The sequence below is a fragment of the Vibrio aestuarianus genome (assembly GCF_012395185.1).
Taxonomy (GTDB): domain Bacteria; phylum Pseudomonadota; class Gammaproteobacteria; order Enterobacterales; family Vibrionaceae; genus Vibrio; species Vibrio aestuarianus.
In genome coordinates this window covers 145,593-164,567 of the sequence record NZ_JAAZTU010000003.1, presented here as the reverse complement: position 1 = coordinate 164,567, position 18,975 = coordinate 145,593, and the positions used below count along the sequence as shown (strand labels likewise).

At 42.1% G+C, this 18,975-nt stretch carries 15 protein-coding genes; 5 read left to right on the top strand and 10 right to left on the bottom strand.

Features of this window, described 5'->3' with window-relative positions; all coding sequences use genetic code 11:
* Positions 1 to 137: 137 nt before the first annotated feature.
* A complete protein-coding gene (locus HGG78_RS02385) occupies positions 138 to 1,796 on the top strand; it encodes an ABC transporter substrate-binding protein (protein WP_172531968.1) in 1,659 nt (552 codons plus the stop codon).
* Between the two features lie 129 nt (positions 1,797 to 1,925).
* On the opposite strand, the gene HGG78_RS02380 is transcribed toward HGG78_RS02385, so the two are convergent.
* The 7 genes from HGG78_RS02380 to hinT all read right to left on the bottom strand — a co-directional run bounded on the left by HGG78_RS02380 (position 1,926) and on the right by hinT (position 7,918).
* Positions 1,926 to 3,215 carry an NAD(P)/FAD-dependent oxidoreductase gene (locus tag HGG78_RS02380; protein ID WP_053310099.1) on the bottom strand — a complete coding sequence of 430 codons (1,290 nt, stop codon included), beginning with the start codon at positions 3,213 to 3,215 and terminating at the stop codon, positions 1,926 to 1,928.
* Between the two features lie 346 nt (positions 3,216 to 3,561).
* Positions 3,562 to 4,104, bottom strand: coding sequence for an alpha/beta hydrolase YcfP (gene ycfP, locus HGG78_RS02375; protein ID WP_053310100.1), 543 nt, complete (start codon positions 4,102 to 4,104; stop codon positions 3,562 to 3,564).
* 100 nt (positions 4,105 to 4,204) lie between these two features.
* Positions 4,205 to 5,059: a phosphotransferase gene (locus HGG78_RS02370; protein ID WP_171980302.1), complete on the bottom strand. Its 855-nt coding sequence runs from the start codon at positions 5,057 to 5,059 to the stop codon at positions 4,205 to 4,207.
* A 48-nt stretch (positions 5,060 to 5,107) separates the two neighbouring features.
* Complete coding sequence (lpoB, locus tag HGG78_RS02365; protein WP_053310102.1) at positions 5,108 to 5,698, bottom strand: penicillin-binding protein activator LpoB; 591 nt, start codon at positions 5,696 to 5,698, stop codon at positions 5,108 to 5,110.
* 22 nt (positions 5,699 to 5,720) lie between these two features.
* A complete protein-coding gene (locus tag HGG78_RS02360; RefSeq protein WP_053310103.1) occupies positions 5,721 to 6,110 on the bottom strand; it encodes a YcfL family putative periplasmic lipoprotein in 390 nt (129 codons plus the stop codon).
* The gene (locus HGG78_RS02355; RefSeq protein ID WP_172531967.1) at positions 6,110 to 7,501 is read right to left on the bottom strand and encodes a COG3014 family protein; all 1,392 of its coding nucleotides are present in this window, start codon (positions 7,499 to 7,501) and stop codon (positions 6,110 to 6,112) included. The genes HGG78_RS02360 and HGG78_RS02355 overlap by 1 nt, the downstream gene beginning before the upstream one ends.
* Positions 7,502 to 7,567: 66 nt before the next feature.
* On the bottom strand, positions 7,568 to 7,918 hold the full coding sequence (hinT, locus tag HGG78_RS02350; protein ID WP_053310105.1) for a purine nucleoside phosphoramidase: 351 nt from the start codon (positions 7,916 to 7,918) through the stop codon (positions 7,568 to 7,570).
* 239 nt (positions 7,919 to 8,157) lie between these two features.
* Between hinT and HGG78_RS02345 the strand changes: the two genes are divergently transcribed.
* Together HGG78_RS02345 and HGG78_RS02340 are read left to right on the top strand one after the other, a co-directional pair.
* A complete protein-coding gene (locus HGG78_RS02345; protein ID WP_171980306.1) occupies positions 8,158 to 10,149 on the top strand; it encodes a methyl-accepting chemotaxis protein in 1,992 nt (663 codons plus the stop codon).
* A 171-nt stretch (positions 10,150 to 10,320) separates the two neighbouring features.
* Positions 10,321 to 11,481, top strand: a complete 1,161-nt coding sequence (locus HGG78_RS02340) for a DUF1887 family protein (RefSeq protein ID WP_172531966.1) — start codon at positions 10,321 to 10,323, stop codon at positions 11,479 to 11,481.
* A 67-nt stretch (positions 11,482 to 11,548) separates the two neighbouring features.
* Here the strand turns inward: HGG78_RS02340 and fadR are convergent, their stop codons facing one another.
* Positions 11,549 to 12,388: a fatty acid metabolism transcriptional regulator FadR gene (gene fadR / locus HGG78_RS02335; protein ID WP_053310108.1), complete on the bottom strand. Its 840-nt coding sequence runs from the start codon at positions 12,386 to 12,388 to the stop codon at positions 11,549 to 11,551.
* A gap of 651 nt (positions 12,389 to 13,039) precedes the next feature.
* Between fadR and nhaB the strand changes: the two genes are divergently transcribed.
* The gene (gene nhaB, locus HGG78_RS02330; protein WP_172531965.1) at positions 13,040 to 14,632 is read left to right on the top strand and encodes a Na(+)/H(+) antiporter NhaB; all 1,593 of its coding nucleotides are present in this window, start codon (positions 13,040 to 13,042) and stop codon (positions 14,630 to 14,632) included.
* A gap of 84 nt (positions 14,633 to 14,716) precedes the next feature.
* Positions 14,717 to 15,238, top strand: a complete 522-nt coding sequence (gene dsbB / locus HGG78_RS02325) for a disulfide bond formation protein DsbB (protein WP_171980309.1) — start codon at positions 14,717 to 14,719, stop codon at positions 15,236 to 15,238.
* A gap of 124 nt (positions 15,239 to 15,362) precedes the next feature.
* Here dsbB and HGG78_RS02320 read toward each other — a convergent pair whose 3' ends face one another.
* Both HGG78_RS02320 and lrp read right to left on the bottom strand, forming a co-directional pair.
* A complete protein-coding gene (locus tag HGG78_RS02320; protein ID WP_172531964.1) occupies positions 15,363 to 18,236 on the bottom strand; it encodes a DNA translocase FtsK in 2,874 nt (957 codons plus the stop codon).
* 178 nt (positions 18,237 to 18,414) lie between these two features.
* The gene (gene lrp, locus HGG78_RS02315) at positions 18,415 to 18,909 is read right to left on the bottom strand and encodes a leucine-responsive transcriptional regulator Lrp (RefSeq protein ID WP_053310112.1); all 495 of its coding nucleotides are present in this window, start codon (positions 18,907 to 18,909) and stop codon (positions 18,415 to 18,417) included.
* Between the last annotated feature and the right edge of the window lie 66 nt (positions 18,910 to 18,975).

Genomic DNA, 18,975 nt, shown 5'->3' with positions numbered 1-18,975 from the left:
ATTCAAATCATAAAAAATGATCTATAAATTAAATTATGAATTTTTAATAAATAACCTTATAATTATATAGCAACTGCTGTTAAGCATCGTTTCATAATAAATATTTAAATCATCTTTTAAGGCTATGGCAGAGTAAAATGACCGAGACATATCTTCGTAGACTGAGCCAACTATTACAGCACTACAACCCGTCTCAGGTGCACCAAGCAAGCCTTGACGATCTAGAAGTGTTGTTTACCACTTCACGTCGAAATACCTCAAACATCCTAAAAATGCTCAATGACTATGGCTGGATAAGCTGGGTACCTGGCCGGGGGCGTGGTAAAGCCAGCACCCTAAAAGTGACCACTTCAATGCATCAGGCACTCTATTGCACCATCCGCAGTGAGATCAATGCAGGCAACTTCGATGTAATCACCAAACTACTCAAAAAATACCGAGGTACTGCAGCCAGTGCTCTTAATCAGGCGATGGAAGAAACATCGCAAGAAAATCAAAACGCAAATTCTCTGATTATCAGTCAGTATCCTTGGATAGATGAACTTGATCCAGCCCTGACCTACCGCTTTGCTGAATTGCAAATCATACGCAGCCTATACGATACCCTATTCACTGTTGACAGTAATAGCCAGCTACACCTTCACCTTGCTTGTGAATACCAAATCGAAGCAAAATACATCTATATTTGGCTACGTCCAGATATACGCTGCCACGATGGCCTGATGCTGGAAGAGGACGATGTTGTACATAGTCTGAAACGGCTTATGCAGGCTAATGGACCAGTTAGATGGCTATTTCAACAAATTTATCAGATCAGTTTTGATGAGGATAGGAAAGCGATTTGCATTGAGTTAAAGCAACCTAACCCACTGTTTATCTACTGTCTCGCTACCGCCAACGCCTCGATTACCACTAGGCGTCATAAAGATTTCAGTAACCAACGCAGCGTTGCTATAGGCACCGGCCCCTTTATTCTTGAATACTGGGAGAAAGACAAGCTGGTAATGAAAAAACAACCCCACTACTTCGCTAAAAAGGCACTACTGGAGCAGATAACCCTATCTCATCAAGGCGAAGAGCTAGATAAATACATCAGCTATAACCAACATACTGAAGATACAGAAAGCTATACTATTCAGGCATTTTCTTATTTAGCACATAATCAACGCCCTGAGTGCACATTAGATGATCAAACCTGGCAAAGCCTATTTACCTTTCTTGAGAGCCGCCGCTATGAATTTGCAAATAGCAGCGATTTGAAGGCAATGCAGCTACTTAGTGAAGGAGAACCGTGTAACCATATCCCTAATCTCGAAGGCACTTTAGTATTAACACACCCTAAATGGACCATCGATTATTTAGAAAAAATGAGCAATTGGCTTATCAACCTAATCAAGCAAACCGGACTCAAAGTAGAACTGGTTGAATTGTCTGACGCCAGCAAACCTCAGCAGGTAAAAAAGCAAGCTGACTTACTTTTTGTCGAAGACATTATCGAACCACCACTGAAATACGGTATGTATGAGTGGTTGTTGACGGGTACTGGAATCCGTTTTATTTATGATACACAGGAACTAAACCAACACACTAATACAGTTCATGATGTCATTGCAAAAGGCGAACCCACAGAGCGCTTGATGGAGCTACTCACCAACCTACGTAGCAACTCGACAATATTGCCTTTGTTTTGGGGCCAGGAACAAGTAACCTGCGCCAAGGGGGTTAGTGGAGTACAGATTCGAAAGTCGGGCTACAGCGATTTCTACAAACTGAGAATTAATCCCAGTAAAGGGTAGGCATTCTTCATATGGTTTAATCTGTTTATTTACTAGATGAGCAATCTCGTTAAAACGACAATGTAAAATTATTTATTAATACAATACAAAGCAAAACCGGAGCTATTGCTCCGGTCCAAATTTCATTCGTTAGTGCAGTTTAAGATTCGGTCTAAGGACTCGGTTAATTCGACCAACTAGCATCATCAGACCAGTTTTGAAAATACCGTGTAGCGCCATTTGGTGCATACGATAAAGCGAAATGTAAACCACGCGAGCTATACGCCCCTCAACCATCATAGAGCCTTTAGTTAAATTGCCCATTAGGCTACCAACTGTTGAGAAACGGCTAAGCGATACGAGCGAGCCGTGATCTTTATAGACGTAAGATTTTAACTCACGACCATTGAGTTTAGCGACAATGTTTCTAAACGCATGGCTCGACATTTGGTGCGCAGCTTGCGCGCGTGGTGGTACGAACTTACCGTCAGCTTGGGTGCATTGTGCAAGGTCACCAATCACAAAAATATCGTCATCTCGTGTGGTTTGAAGTGTGTTTTTCACGACTAATTGGTTAATGCGGTTAGTTTCCAGACCTGCAATGTCTTTCATGAAATCTGGGGCTTTAATACCTGCCGCCCATACCATGATTTGTGCTGGGATTTTCTCGCCGTCTTTGGTAGTTAAACCATCTTTATCCGCTTGAGTCACCATTGTTGCTGTGCGCACATTAACACCGAGTTTGGTCAACTCGCTATGCGCTGCACTCGAAATACGCGGTGGCAATGCAGGTAGAATTCTCTCACCCGCTTCCACAAGATTAACATTCAGTTTGCTTGAATCGAGATCGCCAAAACCATAAGTACGAAGCTCTTTCACTGCGTTGTGCAGTTCAGCCGATAATTCAACGCCTGTCGCACCCGCACCAACAATCGCAATGTCTACCGTCCCATGGCCATTTTTAGCATGCAGTTTCAAAAACTCATTATTCATCTCTGTACGGAAGCGGTTTGCTTGTTCAGGACTATCAAGGAAAATACAGTGCTCACGCACGCCAGGAGTATTGAAATCATTGGATGTCGAACCAATAGCAAGAATAAGAATGTCGTATTCTATTTCACGGCTTGGCATCAACAGTTCATCATGTTCGTCTTTGAGCTCACTGAGCACAATCACTTTACGTTCACGGTCAATATCAGCCAGGCTACCCATTTGGAAGTCGAAGCTATGGTTCTTAGCATGGGCACGATAGCTCAAGGCATCCACACCTTCATCCAAAGAACCTGTTGCAACTTCATGCAACAAAGGTTTCCATAAATGGCTCGCCTTACGATCTACCAGTGTAATCTCTGCGCGATTTTTACGGCCAAGTGTACGGCCAAGTTTCGTTGCGAGTTCTAAACCACCCGCTCCACCACCTACAACGACAATTCGAGTCACAAAAACAATCCTCAAAAAATGAATAAACATGGTTCAGCATGACACTTCACACTGAAGAAATTTTCAATCATATGCTTGCTTTGGGCACGCTATCGCCTTTGAAGTAAAAGCTGCTTTCAGTAACACGTTCATTAGGATAAAAATATGCTTACGCACAAGAATGGGCAAGTTTTCGCCTTGCTCTCAATTTTTTTTGATATTTATCAAAATATTTATAGTTTATTCATTATATAGAGCAAAATTCACCGTGCAACTAAAGAATGATGCTATTTCATTAACAAATGTAGGGATTTGGACAATAAAAAAGCGACCCTTACTGGAGTCGCTTTGTCATCAATATATGCAGCTAATGAGATTCTTTAAATGCTTTTATCGCTTGTAAATGCTGTGAGATCTTCTTGAATTTATGGGACTCTTTTTCATCCCAAATAATATCGTAGTAGCTCTCTAGCGCAGCTGCCGTTTTGCTATTGTCATGGATTTCATCTTCTTTCGATAAGATCACTAAACAACGCCCTTTATTTTTCACTCGATACTGTTCCACACACTTGGTTGCAATATCTTCGTATTCTTCAGGACGGTCAATTCGTCCTGTCATATTCTTCTCTGGATGTAAGTTAGGGTTAAAGATAACTTGCTTAATGCCACACAGAAAACCAATACGTTCAGACCAGAACCCACCCAGCCCCACACCACAAATGATTGGATGTGGGTCATTCGATTGCTCGATAGCTTTGTGCACTTCTTTGAGAAGGTGCTGCATATCATGCTTGGGGTGTAATGTGCTGTAGTTAATGAAACGGACATCATCGTCAATAAACTGCAACTGCAACACTTTTTCATGGTTTCCCGGGCTTGTTGAGTCGAAACCGTGTAAATAGATAATCATAGTAATTCCCCCATTCCTTGAGGCTTCAATCTACCACGAAGATTGTGGTTTTAAAGACCTTACCAAAAATTTAATGCAATAAGACTACGAAACAGTGATCCTAACTACATAATCCGTTTTTAAGTTTATCGGCTTGGTGTAGATAGTAATCATCTCCCCACAGTTGATGTGCAAGTAAATACCATAACATCGCCATCATCGATATCCTTGGATGCCAGGCCATAACACCTTCAACCCAGTCATCTACACCTTCAATTTCGCGTAATTGGCAATAGCGATAAACAGATTCCAAAGGCTTCTCTCCCGCAACCTCAATGCTTAAGGCGAGGTCTAGCCTTGGGTCAGCAATAGAAGCATATTCCCAATCAATGACTCGATGACCTTGTTGGGTTTTCACCATATTGTAACCAGCAAGATCAAAATGACAGAGAACTACCCCAACATCGGCAAGATTGGGAGCTGTTCTCCATGATTGGTATAGATTCGTGCATTGATCGGTTTTGTACTCGGCTTTAAGTTGTAACCAATAGTGATCGACACGTGCGGTAAAACTGAACGGAGCTACGGGGATACGGGCTGTACTGAGATTGTGGATCTTAATTTGGGTCTTGAGTAATGATTCGAAGGGTAACCCATCCATTAAAGACTCACCCTCTATCCACTCAACTAATAATCCCTGCTCATTGATAAACAGCGGCTTGGGGCCGATATGAGACGATTCTATCGCTGATAGGATTTGATACTCCTGAAAACGGGAGATCGAAAACGCTTGTGTGATTGGCGTATTAGGGCGCCATACAAAAGCAGGTCCATCTTCAGCAATGATTTTCCAGCATCGATTGGTTAAACCACCAGTCAAGGTCTGAGCATAGCCCGGTGGAATAGAGAAGAAGCCTTCTAGCGAGGTTAAGGTATGATCAAGCTTACAAGCTTCACGCCAAGACATTCGCGCCATATCGACTTCTTCCTCAATAATTAGGTCAACACGCCCTAGATATCGTAATTAAAGACCTAACATACTTTTTGACTCTTGCTTACGGATTTCGGTTTCATCCGCCCACTCGATAAGACCAGTTTCTAGATCCATCATGCGCATCGTCATTTTGTAGTACACATCTTTGTCACTTCCAGCATTTTTTACAATGCTTGAAAGGTTGCCATAAAGCATGTACTGCGCACCAACCATTTTACCAAATTGAATCGCTGTACTTTGATTGACTAGCTCGTCATTGTTTTGGAAGTTTAGCTGCTCACGCACAGACTCAACACGGTCCATATCAACAAAACGGAACTTACCTGAATTCAACATCTTAGTGCTAATGGTGTCAGTGATCGACTCTGTATCAATATGCTCGCTGGTTTTGTTTTTAATACGCTCAACAAAAACAATGGGGCGCGAATCACGAGTAATAGCGGCAATAGAGCCTGACATCATCATACTATCGATCATTTCAGCGGCAATTTTTTGTAAATCCGTTGAGCCAAAATCAACCGTGGTCGTTTCAACAGCTTGTGCGTCACCATAGCTCACTTTATTTGAACAACCGCCCAGAATGACCGCTAGACCTAGCAATGCAATAATACTTTTCTTCATATTGGATCCTTAACTTCCCAATTTAGTTGTTTGATTCACGGATTTGTACGCGAAACTGTTTACCGTTTGGATTCACTGAAACCTCAGAGAGTGAAACAGTATCCATTCCACTAATGATAGTTTGCTTCCAAGGACTGAGTTTGTTGTTTACCTCTAGCCCATCATCGTCGTACCAATAAAAGCGGTACTCAATATTCTGGTCACCTTTGTATTGGCTAACTAAACGAACTATTCCTCGTGTATGCCCATCAACTTGCTTGGTCGCAATATCCTCAACTACAAGTCGTTGACCTAATACGTTGTCACCAAACAACACTTTTTGTGATGCTCCGTCGACTCTTAAACCAGCTGTATTCGCAGCACAGCCAACTAAGGCTATGGCAGTTAAAAGCCCTAATATCCACTTTTTCATTACAATCTTCCTAGTTGTTTATGCCAGATCGTTGCATTATTCCCTTGGCGCGAAACCCACACCAATGTTGTTCCTTTTTCAGGAACAGAAAAAACGTACTCTTGTCCCTTCAGCTCTATTCGTTGCTCCCCCGCATCAACTAAAAGGCTTGTGCTCTTCACTTGACCCGGTAAGGTTATCCAACTACGCGTATCAGGTTGCTCAGTCAGTAAATTCCACGCGTTAAGCAGTAAGTTACCTACATCATTATCTTTAGCCGCTTCTTTGCGTAATTGATCTTTGGCGAACACTCTTAACGCCTGCTTTATAACAATAAACGGCATTCGTTCTGACAAGTTTTGATTAGCCATCAAATTTACATCCGCTAGCACATTTGATTCTACAGGCTGACCATTGATCGCCAATCGTGCAAATCCTTCAGCCTGGGCTTTAGGATAGTATGGCAGAGCCAAAGAATATAATGCGCCATTACCTCGACTGTCATACAAAGGCAAAGATTGACGCCAACTTTGCATCGCTTGAACAATGCTTTGTTCTTCAAGGATGATCACTCGCCCTTGATATTCAGACATGGCCGAAGCCTTACCATATTGCTTTTCAAGTTGAACAAGGTCTGCTTTCATTGCCAAACGTTTAGCAACTCGCAATGTACCGTCGATCACTTCAGGGTTATCGGGCATCACAGCTAACGCTCGTTTGTAATCCACATACGCACTATTCAAATCGTTAGAGGTTTCATAAAGTAAAGCTGACAAGTACAGAAGGTATGCGTTTTGTACCGCTTGCAGCGTTTTACCAGCATCAGGATAGTTCGATAACACACTACCTAGATTTGGAGTAACACCTTGAGCTTGCATATCTTTTTGCGCTTTTTCTAAGTCAGCTTCTCTGGTTTTTCTGGCTTGCTCCTGAACTTGATTGGCCCGTCTAACTTCGACCAACGCACCTTCCAAATCATTGCGTTGTAAATAGTTTAAGCTCAGATAGAGATGCAAGAATCCTAATTCGTAATCCGCAGGAATGTACTCGGTTAAATTATCATTAGCAGCAAGCGCGCCGACACTGCTAGCGGTATCACTAAGAGAAATTAATGCCTTATCTTGTTGAACTTTAATTGCTGCATCGCTCAGCTCAAAAGTTGCTTTACTTTCGACATATTTTTGATTGAGAAAGTAAACTCGTCCTTTCTCTAAGTTATCAAGAATATCACCCGCTATATAATCCGGAAGTTCACTTTCCGCTTGCTGGTATTGACCAACTTTCACTGATTGGTAAACAACATTGTTTTGCGCACTGTAGTGGCTGAACAAATTTCCCGCAGAGAGATTGGCACATGCATTAAGAAAAATAGGCGATAAAAAAATAACAACAAGTCGCACGTAACCCTTCACCCAACACTCCGTTTCTGAAATCTATGGATCACAGTTATTACCCAACCAAAGTTGGGTAATCCAAATTTAGCTCATCAAGAGAGGGCCAAGTGGACGACCACCCACAAGGTGCATATGAATATGATAGACCTCTTGTCCACCATGCGCATTGCAGTTAACAATGAGGCGATAACCATCAGCGGCAATACCTTCTTGCTGTGCGATTTTCTTCGCTACGGTAAACATACGCCCTAACGCAGCTTCATCCTCGGCTTCCACATCATTCGTTGTTGGAATCAATTTGTTGGGGATGATTAAAATATGACTTGGAGCTCGCGGGTTAATATCTCGAAAAGCAGTGACTAAGTCGTCTTGATATAGAACGTCAGCAGGAATTTCTTTACTGATGATTTTGCTAAAAATGGTTTCCTCAGCCATGAAGTACTCCATTGGGTGAATATAGTGATAGGTGTTTAGTTGGATTTGAGTATGCGCTAACACTAAAAAAAGCTCAATAAAAAACACCGTTCACTTAACATAAATGACATTTCACTAATATAAAAAAATAATTTTGCCAAACTCGTCATAAAATGTGCACCCCAGCCTCAATACAATGCCGATTATTTTGTTATTTTTTTGAGACAAAAGATTATTATGATTTTTCTAGGGAGAGGATTATGAAGGGTTCAGTGATTAGGCGTATGTACGCTGGCTTTACACTGATCATCATTATGTTTGCTGTAACAACCGCTATCATGATGGGAGGAATGAATCAAATTCATTCCAATTTCGAAAGTGTATCAACCACCGCTTTACCACTTGTTTCACTATCAAACAAAACGAGTGTGCAATTGCTTTCTGCTGACAAATCATTTAAAGATTTTTTAACCACGCAGAATCAAGATCGTATGAATGCCATGCGTGCAGAATTTACCTCATCAAAACAAGACTTCAACACCATCCTAAATCAACTCGCACAAGCCAGTTCGAGTAACCCTGACTTAGCAGAGCGTATTGCTCAATTAAAACAAATGGAGCAACGCTACTTCTCTGAAGCTTCTGATGCAATGAACAACTACCAAGCTATGTTTGAGGCTCAAGAAAAAGTACAAAAATCAACACGTGAGTTTCAAAGACTTCATGCAGATTTGAGCGTTGGAATGAAAGATTACGTCGACGGCCAGAGCAGTATTTCAGTGAAAGTTATGGCAAAAAGCTATTTCATCAAATTGAAAGACGCTGAAGTTATTACTTCTGATGCTTTAGCCAGTTCAGATGTATCCTTTGTTGAAAAAGCGGTAGCGAGAAATAAAAAAGCCGTTACCCATTTAAACTATGCCTACCGTGGGCTAGTAACACAATTGCCAGAGCTTAAGAAAGTCTTTGATGAATCAGTAGAGAAATTCACTATAGATATTGGCCAAAAAGGCGGTGTGTTAGACCAACATAATAACTACTTACTCGCTAAAGCCGCTTTATACGACAACATTGCCAATCTTGCGGTGGAAGTTGATAAAGCAATGACGATTCTGGACTCATTCAATGGCACAGCAACTGATAGCCTAAATGCTTCTCTCGCAGAAGCAGGTGATGTTTATGAGAAAGGTGTGATACAAGCGATTGTCATTGGTATCGCTGTTGTGCTTATTGCTACCGGTATTGGTTATCATATTGCACAAAGTGTTCGTGAGCCGCTAACTCGTATACTCAAAACACTCGAAGGGCTAACTCAAGGGGATATGACACAACGTATTGAGATTCGCTATAACAACGAATTCAGCCGCTTAAGTGGCCATGTTAATTCATTAGCGGACAATTTACATAACATCCTAGTACAACTCAATGATGCTTCTGAAAACCTAACCGACACGGCTAATCATAACCAAACCACTTCGTCGCAAGCACAATCGAAACTCAATTCTCAACGTGAGCAAACCGCGAATGTCGCCACTGCAATGACAGAAATGGCGCACTCTGTTCAAGAAGTCGCGCAAAGTGCACAAAGCTCATTAGAAATGGTACAGAAAGTGGAGTCGGCTTCTGAATCTGGCCGCAACATCATGAGCACCAATATCACGACCATTAACCAGCTTGAAACACGTTTGAACCAATCTGTAGATGCGGTGGGTGAATTGCAAAAAATGAGTAGCCAAATTGGTTCTATTTTGGATGTAATTCGCAATATCGCTGAACAGACGAACTTGTTGGCATTAAACGCAGCTATTGAAGCCGCGCGAGCAGGAGAACAAGGCCGAGGTTTTGCGGTTGTAGCTGATGAAGTTCGTGTTCTCGCAAAACGTACCACTGACTCTACCTCTGAAATTGAAACCATGATCAGCAACCTACAATCAAGCTCTTCATCAGCAAGTACAGTCATCGAAAGCTGTATGTCAGACATGGAAATGTCGGTCGAACAAGCGTCAACAGCAAATAGCGCGATGGAAGAAATTCAAGCGCTTATACTCGAAATCAGCCAAATGAGCACGCATATCACTCAAGCAGCTGCAGAACAAAGTGAAACCACCAGTGACATTGCACGTAATATTGAAGATATTAATTTGATCGCAGATGAAAGCTATCAAGCTATGTCTCAAATTGCACAAGCAAGCGCTAGTTTGACTCAACTAGCCAGCCAACAAAATGAATTGGTCCATCAATTCAAATTGTAACAAACTCATGGCTAACTCACTTTAGTTTGTAAGTTAAGTGTCAATAATCGTCCAAGGGCGGCTTTTATCTAAAGTCGCCCTTGTTTTTTAAGCATTGCATCGTTATATGATAACTATTGCTTGCACACCATTTTACTTCTTATTTTTGCAAGCTAAACATGAGGATGATTTATGGCTGTTCATGTTGGCATTATTGACCAAGACCCTATTCGCTTGGTCACACCCCTACTGGATAATCGAACGGTAAGTTCACACATTGTTTTTATTGGTGATCAAAGCCAAGAACCTATTTATTTACGTCTACACTCCGTACTCAAGCAGCGCGATATCACCTCTGAGTTTTTTGAGATCCCATCGGGTTCAAATACATCAGCGATCAAAAAATCGATCTATGAGTTAGCAGAAGAACTTAAAGCAAGAAATGAAGAGGTTAAGCTCAACGCTAGCTGTGGACTGCGCCATCGTCTGTTGTCTGTTTATGAGGTATTTCGTAGTTACCACTGGCCAATTTTTGTGATCGAACCGAGTAGTGATCGTCTGTGTTGGCTCTACCCTGATGGAAATCAAGATGCTCAAGTTCAAGACCATATCACCATCTCTGATTACCTGACTATTTTTGGTGCCAGAGGTGAGTTCAGTGAACATAATATCCCACCTCAACTCGACAAAAAACTCTATGAACTCGGTGAGCGTTGGGCCAGCAACGCATTAGAATTAGGCCCTGGCCTCGCTACCTTAAATTACTTAGCAACGACTTGTCGTAAAGAGCAGAAACTCGATGTTGAGCTCTCTGAAAAACAGCAAGGCTACCGTGAACTAAACCTTCTTTTAACTGATTTGGTCGAAGCTAAAATTGCTACCTATGAAGATGGTGTTTTAACTTTTGCTAATGAAGATGCGCGTCGTTTCTCGAATGGGGAATGGCTTGAAACTTTAGTACATAGCACGGTGAAGCAAATTCAAGATGATATGCCAACGATTCAAGACCGTTCTCTAAATGTACAAGTTTATCGTCAATTAGGAGAAAGAGAAGTTCGAAATGAACTTGATGTTGCAACAGTTGTGAACAACAAGCTGCATATTATTGAATGTAAAACCAAAGGCATGCGTGATGATGGCGATGATACTCTCTATAAATTAGAGTCATTACGTGATTTGCTTGGCGGATTACAAGCAAGAGCAATGCTAGTTAGCTTTCGTCCTTTACGCCACAACGACATTACCCGAGCCGAAGATCTGGGGTTAGCCTTGATTGGTCCTGATGAACTGAAAGACTTAAAAAAACACCTTGCGGTTTGGTTCCAAGAAGCTGGGGGGAGCGAAGAAATCTAGCGACTGCCATAAATAACAAAGCCCGCTCTGCGGGCTTTGTTATTTATGGCAGTCGCCAATGAATAGCCTAGCTATCATCTTCCGTAAAATTAGTCGGTAACGTTGTCTTCATCTGATTCCAAATGTGGGCACTATCGATACCATAATGACGAATAACTACGGGCAATTCTTCGCGGTTGCCGCTCTCACACACAGCTAATAACTCTCTATAAAACTTCAGAGCCAAATCACGAGCTTCTGGGTTTGAAAAATAGTAGCTACCAATTCGGTCGTACAATTTTTTAATTCCGTTGAAGATCAAACCATAAATTTGATTGCCTGAATGAAATGCTAAGCGTTGGAAAAGCATGTAATCATAAAAATTAAATGTTTTTGCGATGAGTATCTGTTGACGTTTAGCCTCATCTTTCTCGCCATCATCTTTAATGTGCTGCTGAATTTTAGTAGCATAAGGTGATGATTCCATAAAAGAATCCCACGATTCTGCTCTTATCAGGGCTTCACAAGATTCAATCACATTAGTGATCGTACGCTCAGAGCTTTCTTTGTTTACCTTAAAAGCATAGCGCATAAATATCGGGCTAATATTAGTACGTGCAGCTAGCAAATCTTCCACGATACTGGTTGCATTGTCAGCATCAAGCGTCATAAGCGTATCTAAAATATGTAGGCCAGATGTTTCCATAAACTGGTTTACTTTCGTTGGCTTACCATGTTGTATAGTTAGCCAACCATCACGGGCTAAGCGTTGCAATACTTCTCGAAGCGTTGTGCGTGTAACACCAATTAATTCGGAAAGTTCTCGCTCTGCTGGTAAGATAGAACCAGGCGGAAAGCGACCATTCCAGATGCTCTCAATTATGTATTTTTCAGCAAAACCTGCTGGGCTTTTTGCCTTAATGACCATTAAGTACTTTTCCAGTTTTCTATTTATTTGTGGGTCGAATAGCACTCATCATACCACTACTTACTCGTTATCGGAAACCACCCTTCAGTAAAGTCGTCACAAAGCAAAATTAGAGCAAAAACTCCATTTCATTCAGTATGGAGATTCCATTTAGATAATAAGTAAAATAGCTATTTTCCATCACTTATGCATCCCCGCCACTCATAACTCACTATAAGATAAAGAGAGATAAATCACATTCATAGATTTATAAGACGTAATTTAATCTTGCGAAATTCGCTCTTTTTACTTTCTTTGCACGCTATTAACTTAGTTTCACTTCGAATCGTATCTCAATGAACATTTATCATCATTCTCAAGCCATGTTTACACTACTTTGATCGCGTTTTTGACCAAAATGTTGGTAGGTATTTTATCAATAAGCGGTTTCTTATTGACTAAAAAAGCGTGCAAGGTAGAGTGGCGTTCGAAGTAAGGATTGCTTGTCTCACTCAAGGAGCGTCTTAGTTAAGCAGTTATTCAACACTTGAATTATTGTTTCACTAAGTCATTGTCAAATAGACGGTTACGACTACAACATTTGATAATGCCAATACATGAATTTAGATAAGCTGAAGATGTCTATTCATATCAACAGTAAGAGTACTACCCATGCCGATGTCCCTCGGAAGCGCTTTTCTCAAGAACTTTCTTGGTAAAGCTCCTGACTGGTACAAAGTTGCCATTATCACTTTTCTCATTATTAACCCGATAGTCTTTTTCTTGATCAACCCATTTGTTGCCGGTTGGTTGTTAGTGGTTGAGTTTATTTTCACCCTTGCGATGGCGCTCAAGTGTTATCCTCTTCAACCTGGTGGCTTATTAGCTATTGAAGCTATTGCTATTGGGATGACCAGTGCTGAACAAGTAAAGCACGAGTTAGTCAATAATATTGAAGTATTACTGCTACTGGTATTTATGGTCGCTGGTATCTACTTCATGAAGCAGTTATTGCTCTTTATCTTCACCAAGATATTACTTGGCATTCGATCTAAACCCATGCTGTCGGTTGCATTTTGTATCGCTGCTGCTTTCTTATCAGCTTTCTTAGATGCTCTAACCGTGATCGCTGTTGTTATTAGCGTCGCTGTTGGTTTTTATTCGATTTATCATAAAGTCGCTTCTGGTCAAGGTACAAGCTCTGCACACGACCACACGCAGGATGAGCATATATCAGAACTCACACGTGACGACTTAGAGAACTACCGAGCTTTTCTTCGCTCATTGCTGATGCACGCAGGTGTCGGGACCGCATTAGGCGGTGTAATGACGATGGTTGGTGAACCACAAAACTTGATCATAGCAGACCAAGCGGGGTGGCTATTTGGTGAATTCATCATTCGAATGTCTCCAGTTACTGTCCCTGTCTTTATTTGCGGAATTTTAACCTGCGTACTAGTAGAGAAATTCAAAGTTTTTGGTTATGGCGCAGAACTTCCAAACAACGTCCGTAAAATTTTGGTCGATTTTGATACCGAAGAGCGAAAAACTCGCACTAATCAAGATGTTGCTAAACTTTGGATTCAAGGTGCCATTGCGATTTGGTTGATTGTTGGTCTCGCTCTACACTTAGCAGCTGTTGGCTTAATTGGCCTTTCGGTCATTATTCTTGCAACAGCGTTTACTGGTGTTATTGAAGAGCATTCGTTAGGTAAGGCATTCGAAGAAGCCTTGCCATTTACAGCCTTACTCGCCGTTTTCTTTTCGATTGTAGCCGTCATTATTGATCAAGAGTTATTCAAACCTGTGATTGATGCAGTACTGCATGTTGAAGATAAAGGGACCCAACTCGCGTTGTTCTATGTGGCTAATGGTCTACTATCTATGGTCTCCGACAATGTATTTGTCGGCACGGTATACATCAACGAAGTTAAAGCGGCACTTACTGAAGGTATGATCACGCGTGATCAGTTCGATGTGTTAGCTGTGGCCATTAATACCGGTACTAACTTACCTTCTGTAGCAACCCCGAATGGTCAAGCCGCGTTCTTATTTTTGTTGACTTCAGCACTTGCGCCACTTATTCGCCTCTCCTACGGCCGAATGGTGTTAATGGCTCTGCCCTACACTATCGTACTCGCCCTAGTAGGCTTAGCGGGAATTGTGTTCTTAGTCGAACCAATGACGGCTCACTTTTATGATTTAGGCTGGATAGTACATCACTCAGCAAAAGCAGTGGGGCACGCAGTTTCTGTTGGACACTAAAAATTTCAGTTGAACATGAAACTTATCCAAGTTAAAAAGCTCTGATAACTCAGAGCTTTTTTTATTCTCAATAGGGAAATATCAGTGAACATTCTTTCCACACTCAAGTCCTTCTCACAATCTAGAAAGTCTTGGCTTTTACTTTTGCTTTTTGTGGTTTTCTTCGAACTCTGCGCACTCTTTTTCCAGCACGTTATGATACTAGCACCTTGTGTTATGTGTATTTATGAGCGAGTTGCGATGTTAGGGATTGGAGGTGCAGCAGTTATCGGGGCTATCGCGCCAAGCAACCCATTTGTACGTTGGATTGGCCTACTCGCTTGGGGAGCAAGTGCCTACAAAGGGCTAACGTTAGCATTACAACATGTAGACTATCAATTTAATCCTTCTCCATTCGCTACTTGCGATCTTTTTGTCACTTTCCCTAGTTGGGCGCCACTAAATCAATGGGCACCATGGATGTTTGAGGCTTACGGAGATTGTTCAAAAGTTGTATGGCAGTTTTTATCGCTTTCGATGCCACAGTGGTTAGTGGTTATTTTTGCAGGTAATTTATTGGTATTAGCGGTGATGGTATTAGCTCAACTAGCAAAAACCAATCGATAAGCTTATTAGGTCACTGAATTTTAAGGGCACTGTAATCCATATTCGATGCTATGGATTACAGTGCCCTTATCTTTTTCTATCCTAATAATGGACCAAACGCAGTTAGGCGTTGAGAAACTGAATGTTAGTCTCTTGATGGTGCGGGAGCCAGTACCTCTCGATTGCCATTATGACCAGGCGCACTCACGATTCCTTGAGCTTCTAGCTGTTCAACGATTCTTGCCGCTCGGTTATAGCCAATCTTAAACCGCCGTTGAACACCCGAAACTGAGCCTCTACGCGTCTCTACGACATGTTCCACCACTTGATCAAAGAGTGGGTCGACTTCTTCATCACTTTCCATCTTCTCACCAGGTAGCAAACCTTCTGGGCCTTGATCGCCATGAGTGATCTCTTCGATATAATTAGGTTTACCACGAGCTTTCCAGTTATTCACGACCGCATGCACATCATCATCTGAAGCAAAAGCACCGTGCACGCGAATCGTATGGCTTGAACCCGGAGGTAAATAAAGCATATCACCCATGCCTAATAACGATTCAGCACCGCCTTGGTCAAGAATAGTACGTGAGTCTGTTTTGGTAGAGACAGTAAAAGCAACACGTGTTGGAATGTTAGCCTTAATCAAACCCGTAATAACGTCAACTGATGGTCGTTGGGTCGCTAGGATCAAGTGAATACCAGCCGCTCGAGCCTTTTGCGCTAAGCGAGCAATCAGTTCTTCAACTTTTTTACCCACCACCATCATTAGATCAGCGAATTCATCCACAACCACAACGATATACGGCAATTTTTCTAGCAATGGCGGTTCGCTATCCATGCTGTCACCTTCTCGCCAAAGAGGGTCATGGATTGGGTGACCCGCTTCAGCAGCCATCTTCAGTTTATCGTTGTAACCTTTAATATTACGCACACCAAGCACTGACATGAGCTTGTAGCGGCGTTCCATTTCACCCACACACCAACGCAACGCATTGGAAGCATCTTTCATATCAGTAACAACTTCAGAGAGAAGATGAGGAATACCTTCGTAAACCGATAGCTCCAACATTTTAGGGTCAATCATGATAAAGCGGACCTCCTCAGGCGTTGCTTTATACAGCATGCTGAGAATCATGACATTGACCCCAACCGATTTACCTGAACCCGTGGTACCGGCCACCAGCACATGAGGCATCTTAGATAAGTCGGCCACCAAAGCTTCACCAGCAATGTCTTGCCCTAATACAATTGTTGTTGGTGATTTTGCTTCTCTAAATTGCGGGCTATCAATAACATCTGATAAATAAACTGTCTGACGGCTCATATTCGGTAATTCAAGGCCCACATACGGTTTACCAGGAATAACCTCAACCACACGTACCGCCATCGCAGACAAAGAACGCGCTAAGTCCATCGACAAACTAGAAATACGGCTGACCTTAACCCCTGGTGCAAGATCCAACTCAAAACGAGTAATCACCGGACCTGGGAAGATATCTACAACCTGCGCCTGAATTTTATAATCAGCGAGCTTGGATTCAACCAACCGAGCAATTTCTTCTAATGCATCTCGGTCAATAAAGTTCTCACGCTTTTCTGGATGATATAAAAGCTGCAACGTTGGCATTGGCTCGGCAGGTTTCGGAAGATTGGTTTCTTGTTGCATTAAAAATGGATTCTGTTGCGCAGCCATATTTGCCTGTGCCGACGCCACCATTTCTTGAAAAGCAAGTACGTCGCTATCGGTTTGTTCTGCGTGATCTTCTTGCTCGACACTTGCAGCTTGCGGCATAAGTTTAGGCTCAGAGTGAACAAACTCTACTTCGCTTGGTGCTTCTTCTTCATCAACCACATCAAAATCTGAAATAACGGGTTCAACGCGCAGTTCATCGACTTCAACGTCAGCCACCGAGCTAAATGCCGGGTCAACCTCGGTATCTGCCTGAGGCTGAGGCCAATTTGAATCTTGATCCAATGGTTCAGATCTCAACGGCCGTGCTGGTATCTCTTCCATCGTATTATTAATGAACGTGGGATCAGGCGATTCTTGCCCTGATTGAGATACAAGATCATCATCTTCTAAAGCGACCGATTCAAGCTCCTCAATCGTTGCATTAAGTTGTTTGCTGCGATCAAACTCAGGTTGTTCGATATAATTCGATGGTGTTGTTAACTCAACAGGTTCTTTGGTTTCAGGCATATGAATATTAAAACGCCTTGGCGCCTCATATCCTAAAACACTCTGTTGAGCACCTTCCACTGTCGGCTCAGTCGACTCACGCTCATTCACTACCTCTTGGTCAAGCACTGTGGGTTCAGCACGAGATAATTCAACGGCGGTGAGAACAGGTTCAATAGTCTCTTCTCGCTCACCACGAATCCGGTTAAGCAGCCATGAGAACATGCGGATGCTCGTCTCTCCTAGCGATTCAACAATGGTTAACCAAGAGATCCCAGTTAGCAGCGTAAAACCTGCTCCCCATAGAAAAAGTAATACTAACGTGGAACCTAATAAGTTTAATGTAGGCAAGGCTAGGCTCGTCAGTACATCACCAATAACACCACCCGAAGAGAAATACCAAATATCATCAAAGTTAATATCAGCTAATCCGCAACTGGTTAAAATCAGAACAGTTAGGCCGAGTAAGCGCGTACCCCACAACACAAAATCTAAAGGATCATCGGCATCTCTTTTTCGTAGAAAAACCCAAGCAATCACCATCATAATAGGCGGGATAAGATAAGCCAGTGACCCAAATATGAAGAACAGCGTATCCGCAACCCAGGCCCCGATAACTCCACCAGCGTTTTGTATATCACTGCCCCAAGACGTTTGGGACCACGATGGGTCGGCAGGGTTAAAAGTAAGTAATGCGACAGAAAGAAGTGCAGAGGCAAGGACAGCGATGATCAGTCCGCATTCTTTAAGGCGTTGAGACCCATTCAAACGTGAAGACTGAGGCTCTTCACTCGTTTTAATAATAGTCTCAACTTTATTCGGGTTCTCTTTGAACATAAACCTAGATTCTGATTAGCGCCAATACGTAAATTTGATGAATAATTTAGCGATTGGTTTAAGTGGAAACAGTCCGAGCGGCAAAAGCCGCTCGGTTTGTTATGTAATTTAACCTATCAAGGTTAAAAACCCAATTGACGAAAGTCAGAATGTGGAAAGAAGTACCACTATTCAAACATTATCGAGTTTTTATAACCAATTGGTTGGTTTGCTTTACTTCTTCCATTACGACGTAGGTGCGCGTGTCGTTTACACCAGGTAAACGTAGCAACGTGTCGCCTAGCAGTTTTCGATACGCCCCCATGTCAGATACACGGGTTTTCAACAGGTAGTCGAAATCACCAGAAACAAGATGACATTCTTGAATGTCATCCAGCTTTTGAACCGCAGTATTAAACTGCTCAAACACATCAGGTGCACCACGATTCAACGTAATTTCAACAAATACCAAAAGCGAAGCATCAAGATATTGAGGATTCAACAACGCGGTATAACCGGTAATGAAACCTTGACGCTCTAAGCGACGCACACGTTCTAAACAAGGCGTTGGAGATAACCCTACCCGTTTAGACAATTCTACATTCGAAATACGACCATCTTTCTGCAGTTCATTAAGAATATTGCGATCGATACGGTCTAGATCCTTGGACGGCCTTTTATAGTTGTCTGCCATTTTTTATTCCACCTTATTACTTCCTTGCAAAAATATATACTACAACTTTTTAATATTCAGTATCAA

Excerpts from the sequence above, each read along its gene's own strand:
- fadR (WP_053310108.1), bottom strand. The coding sequence starts at position 12,388 with ATGGTCATTAAGGCAAAAAGCCCAGCAGGTTTTGCTGAAAAATACATA.
- lrp (WP_053310112.1), bottom strand. The coding sequence starts at position 18,909 with ATGGCAGACAACTATAAAAGGCCGTCCAAGGATCTAGACCGTATCGAT.
- HGG78_RS02340 (WP_172531966.1), top strand. The coding sequence starts at position 10,321 with ATGGCTGTTCATGTTGGCATTATTGACCAAGACCCTATTCGCTTGGTC.
- hinT (WP_053310105.1), bottom strand. The coding sequence starts at position 7,918 with ATGGCTGAGGAAACCATTTTTAGCAAAATCATCAGTAAAGAAATTCCT.
- ycfP (WP_053310100.1), bottom strand. The coding sequence starts at position 4,104 with ATGATTATCTATTTACACGGTTTCGACTCAACAAGCCCGGGAAACCAT.
- nhaB (WP_172531965.1), top strand. The coding sequence starts at position 13,040 with ATGCCGATGTCCCTCGGAAGCGCTTTTCTCAAGAACTTTCTTGGTAAA.
- HGG78_RS02360 (WP_053310103.1), bottom strand. The coding sequence starts at position 6,110 with ATGAAAAAGTGGATATTAGGGCTTTTAACTGCCATAGCCTTAGTTGGC.
- lpoB (WP_053310102.1), bottom strand. The coding sequence starts at position 5,698 with ATGAAGAAAAGTATTATTGCATTGCTAGGTCTAGCGGTCATTCTGGGC.
- HGG78_RS02320 (WP_172531964.1), bottom strand. The coding sequence starts at position 18,236 with ATGTTCAAAGAGAACCCGAATAAAGTTGAGACTATTATTAAAACGAGT.
- HGG78_RS02370 (WP_171980302.1), bottom strand. The coding sequence starts at position 5,059 with ATGGCGCGAATGTCTTGGCGTGAAGCTTGTAAGCTTGATCATACCTTA.
- HGG78_RS02345 (WP_171980306.1), top strand. The coding sequence starts at position 8,158 with ATGAAGGGTTCAGTGATTAGGCGTATGTACGCTGGCTTTACACTGATC.
- HGG78_RS02385 (WP_172531968.1), top strand. The coding sequence starts at position 138 with ATGACCGAGACATATCTTCGTAGACTGAGCCAACTATTACAGCACTAC.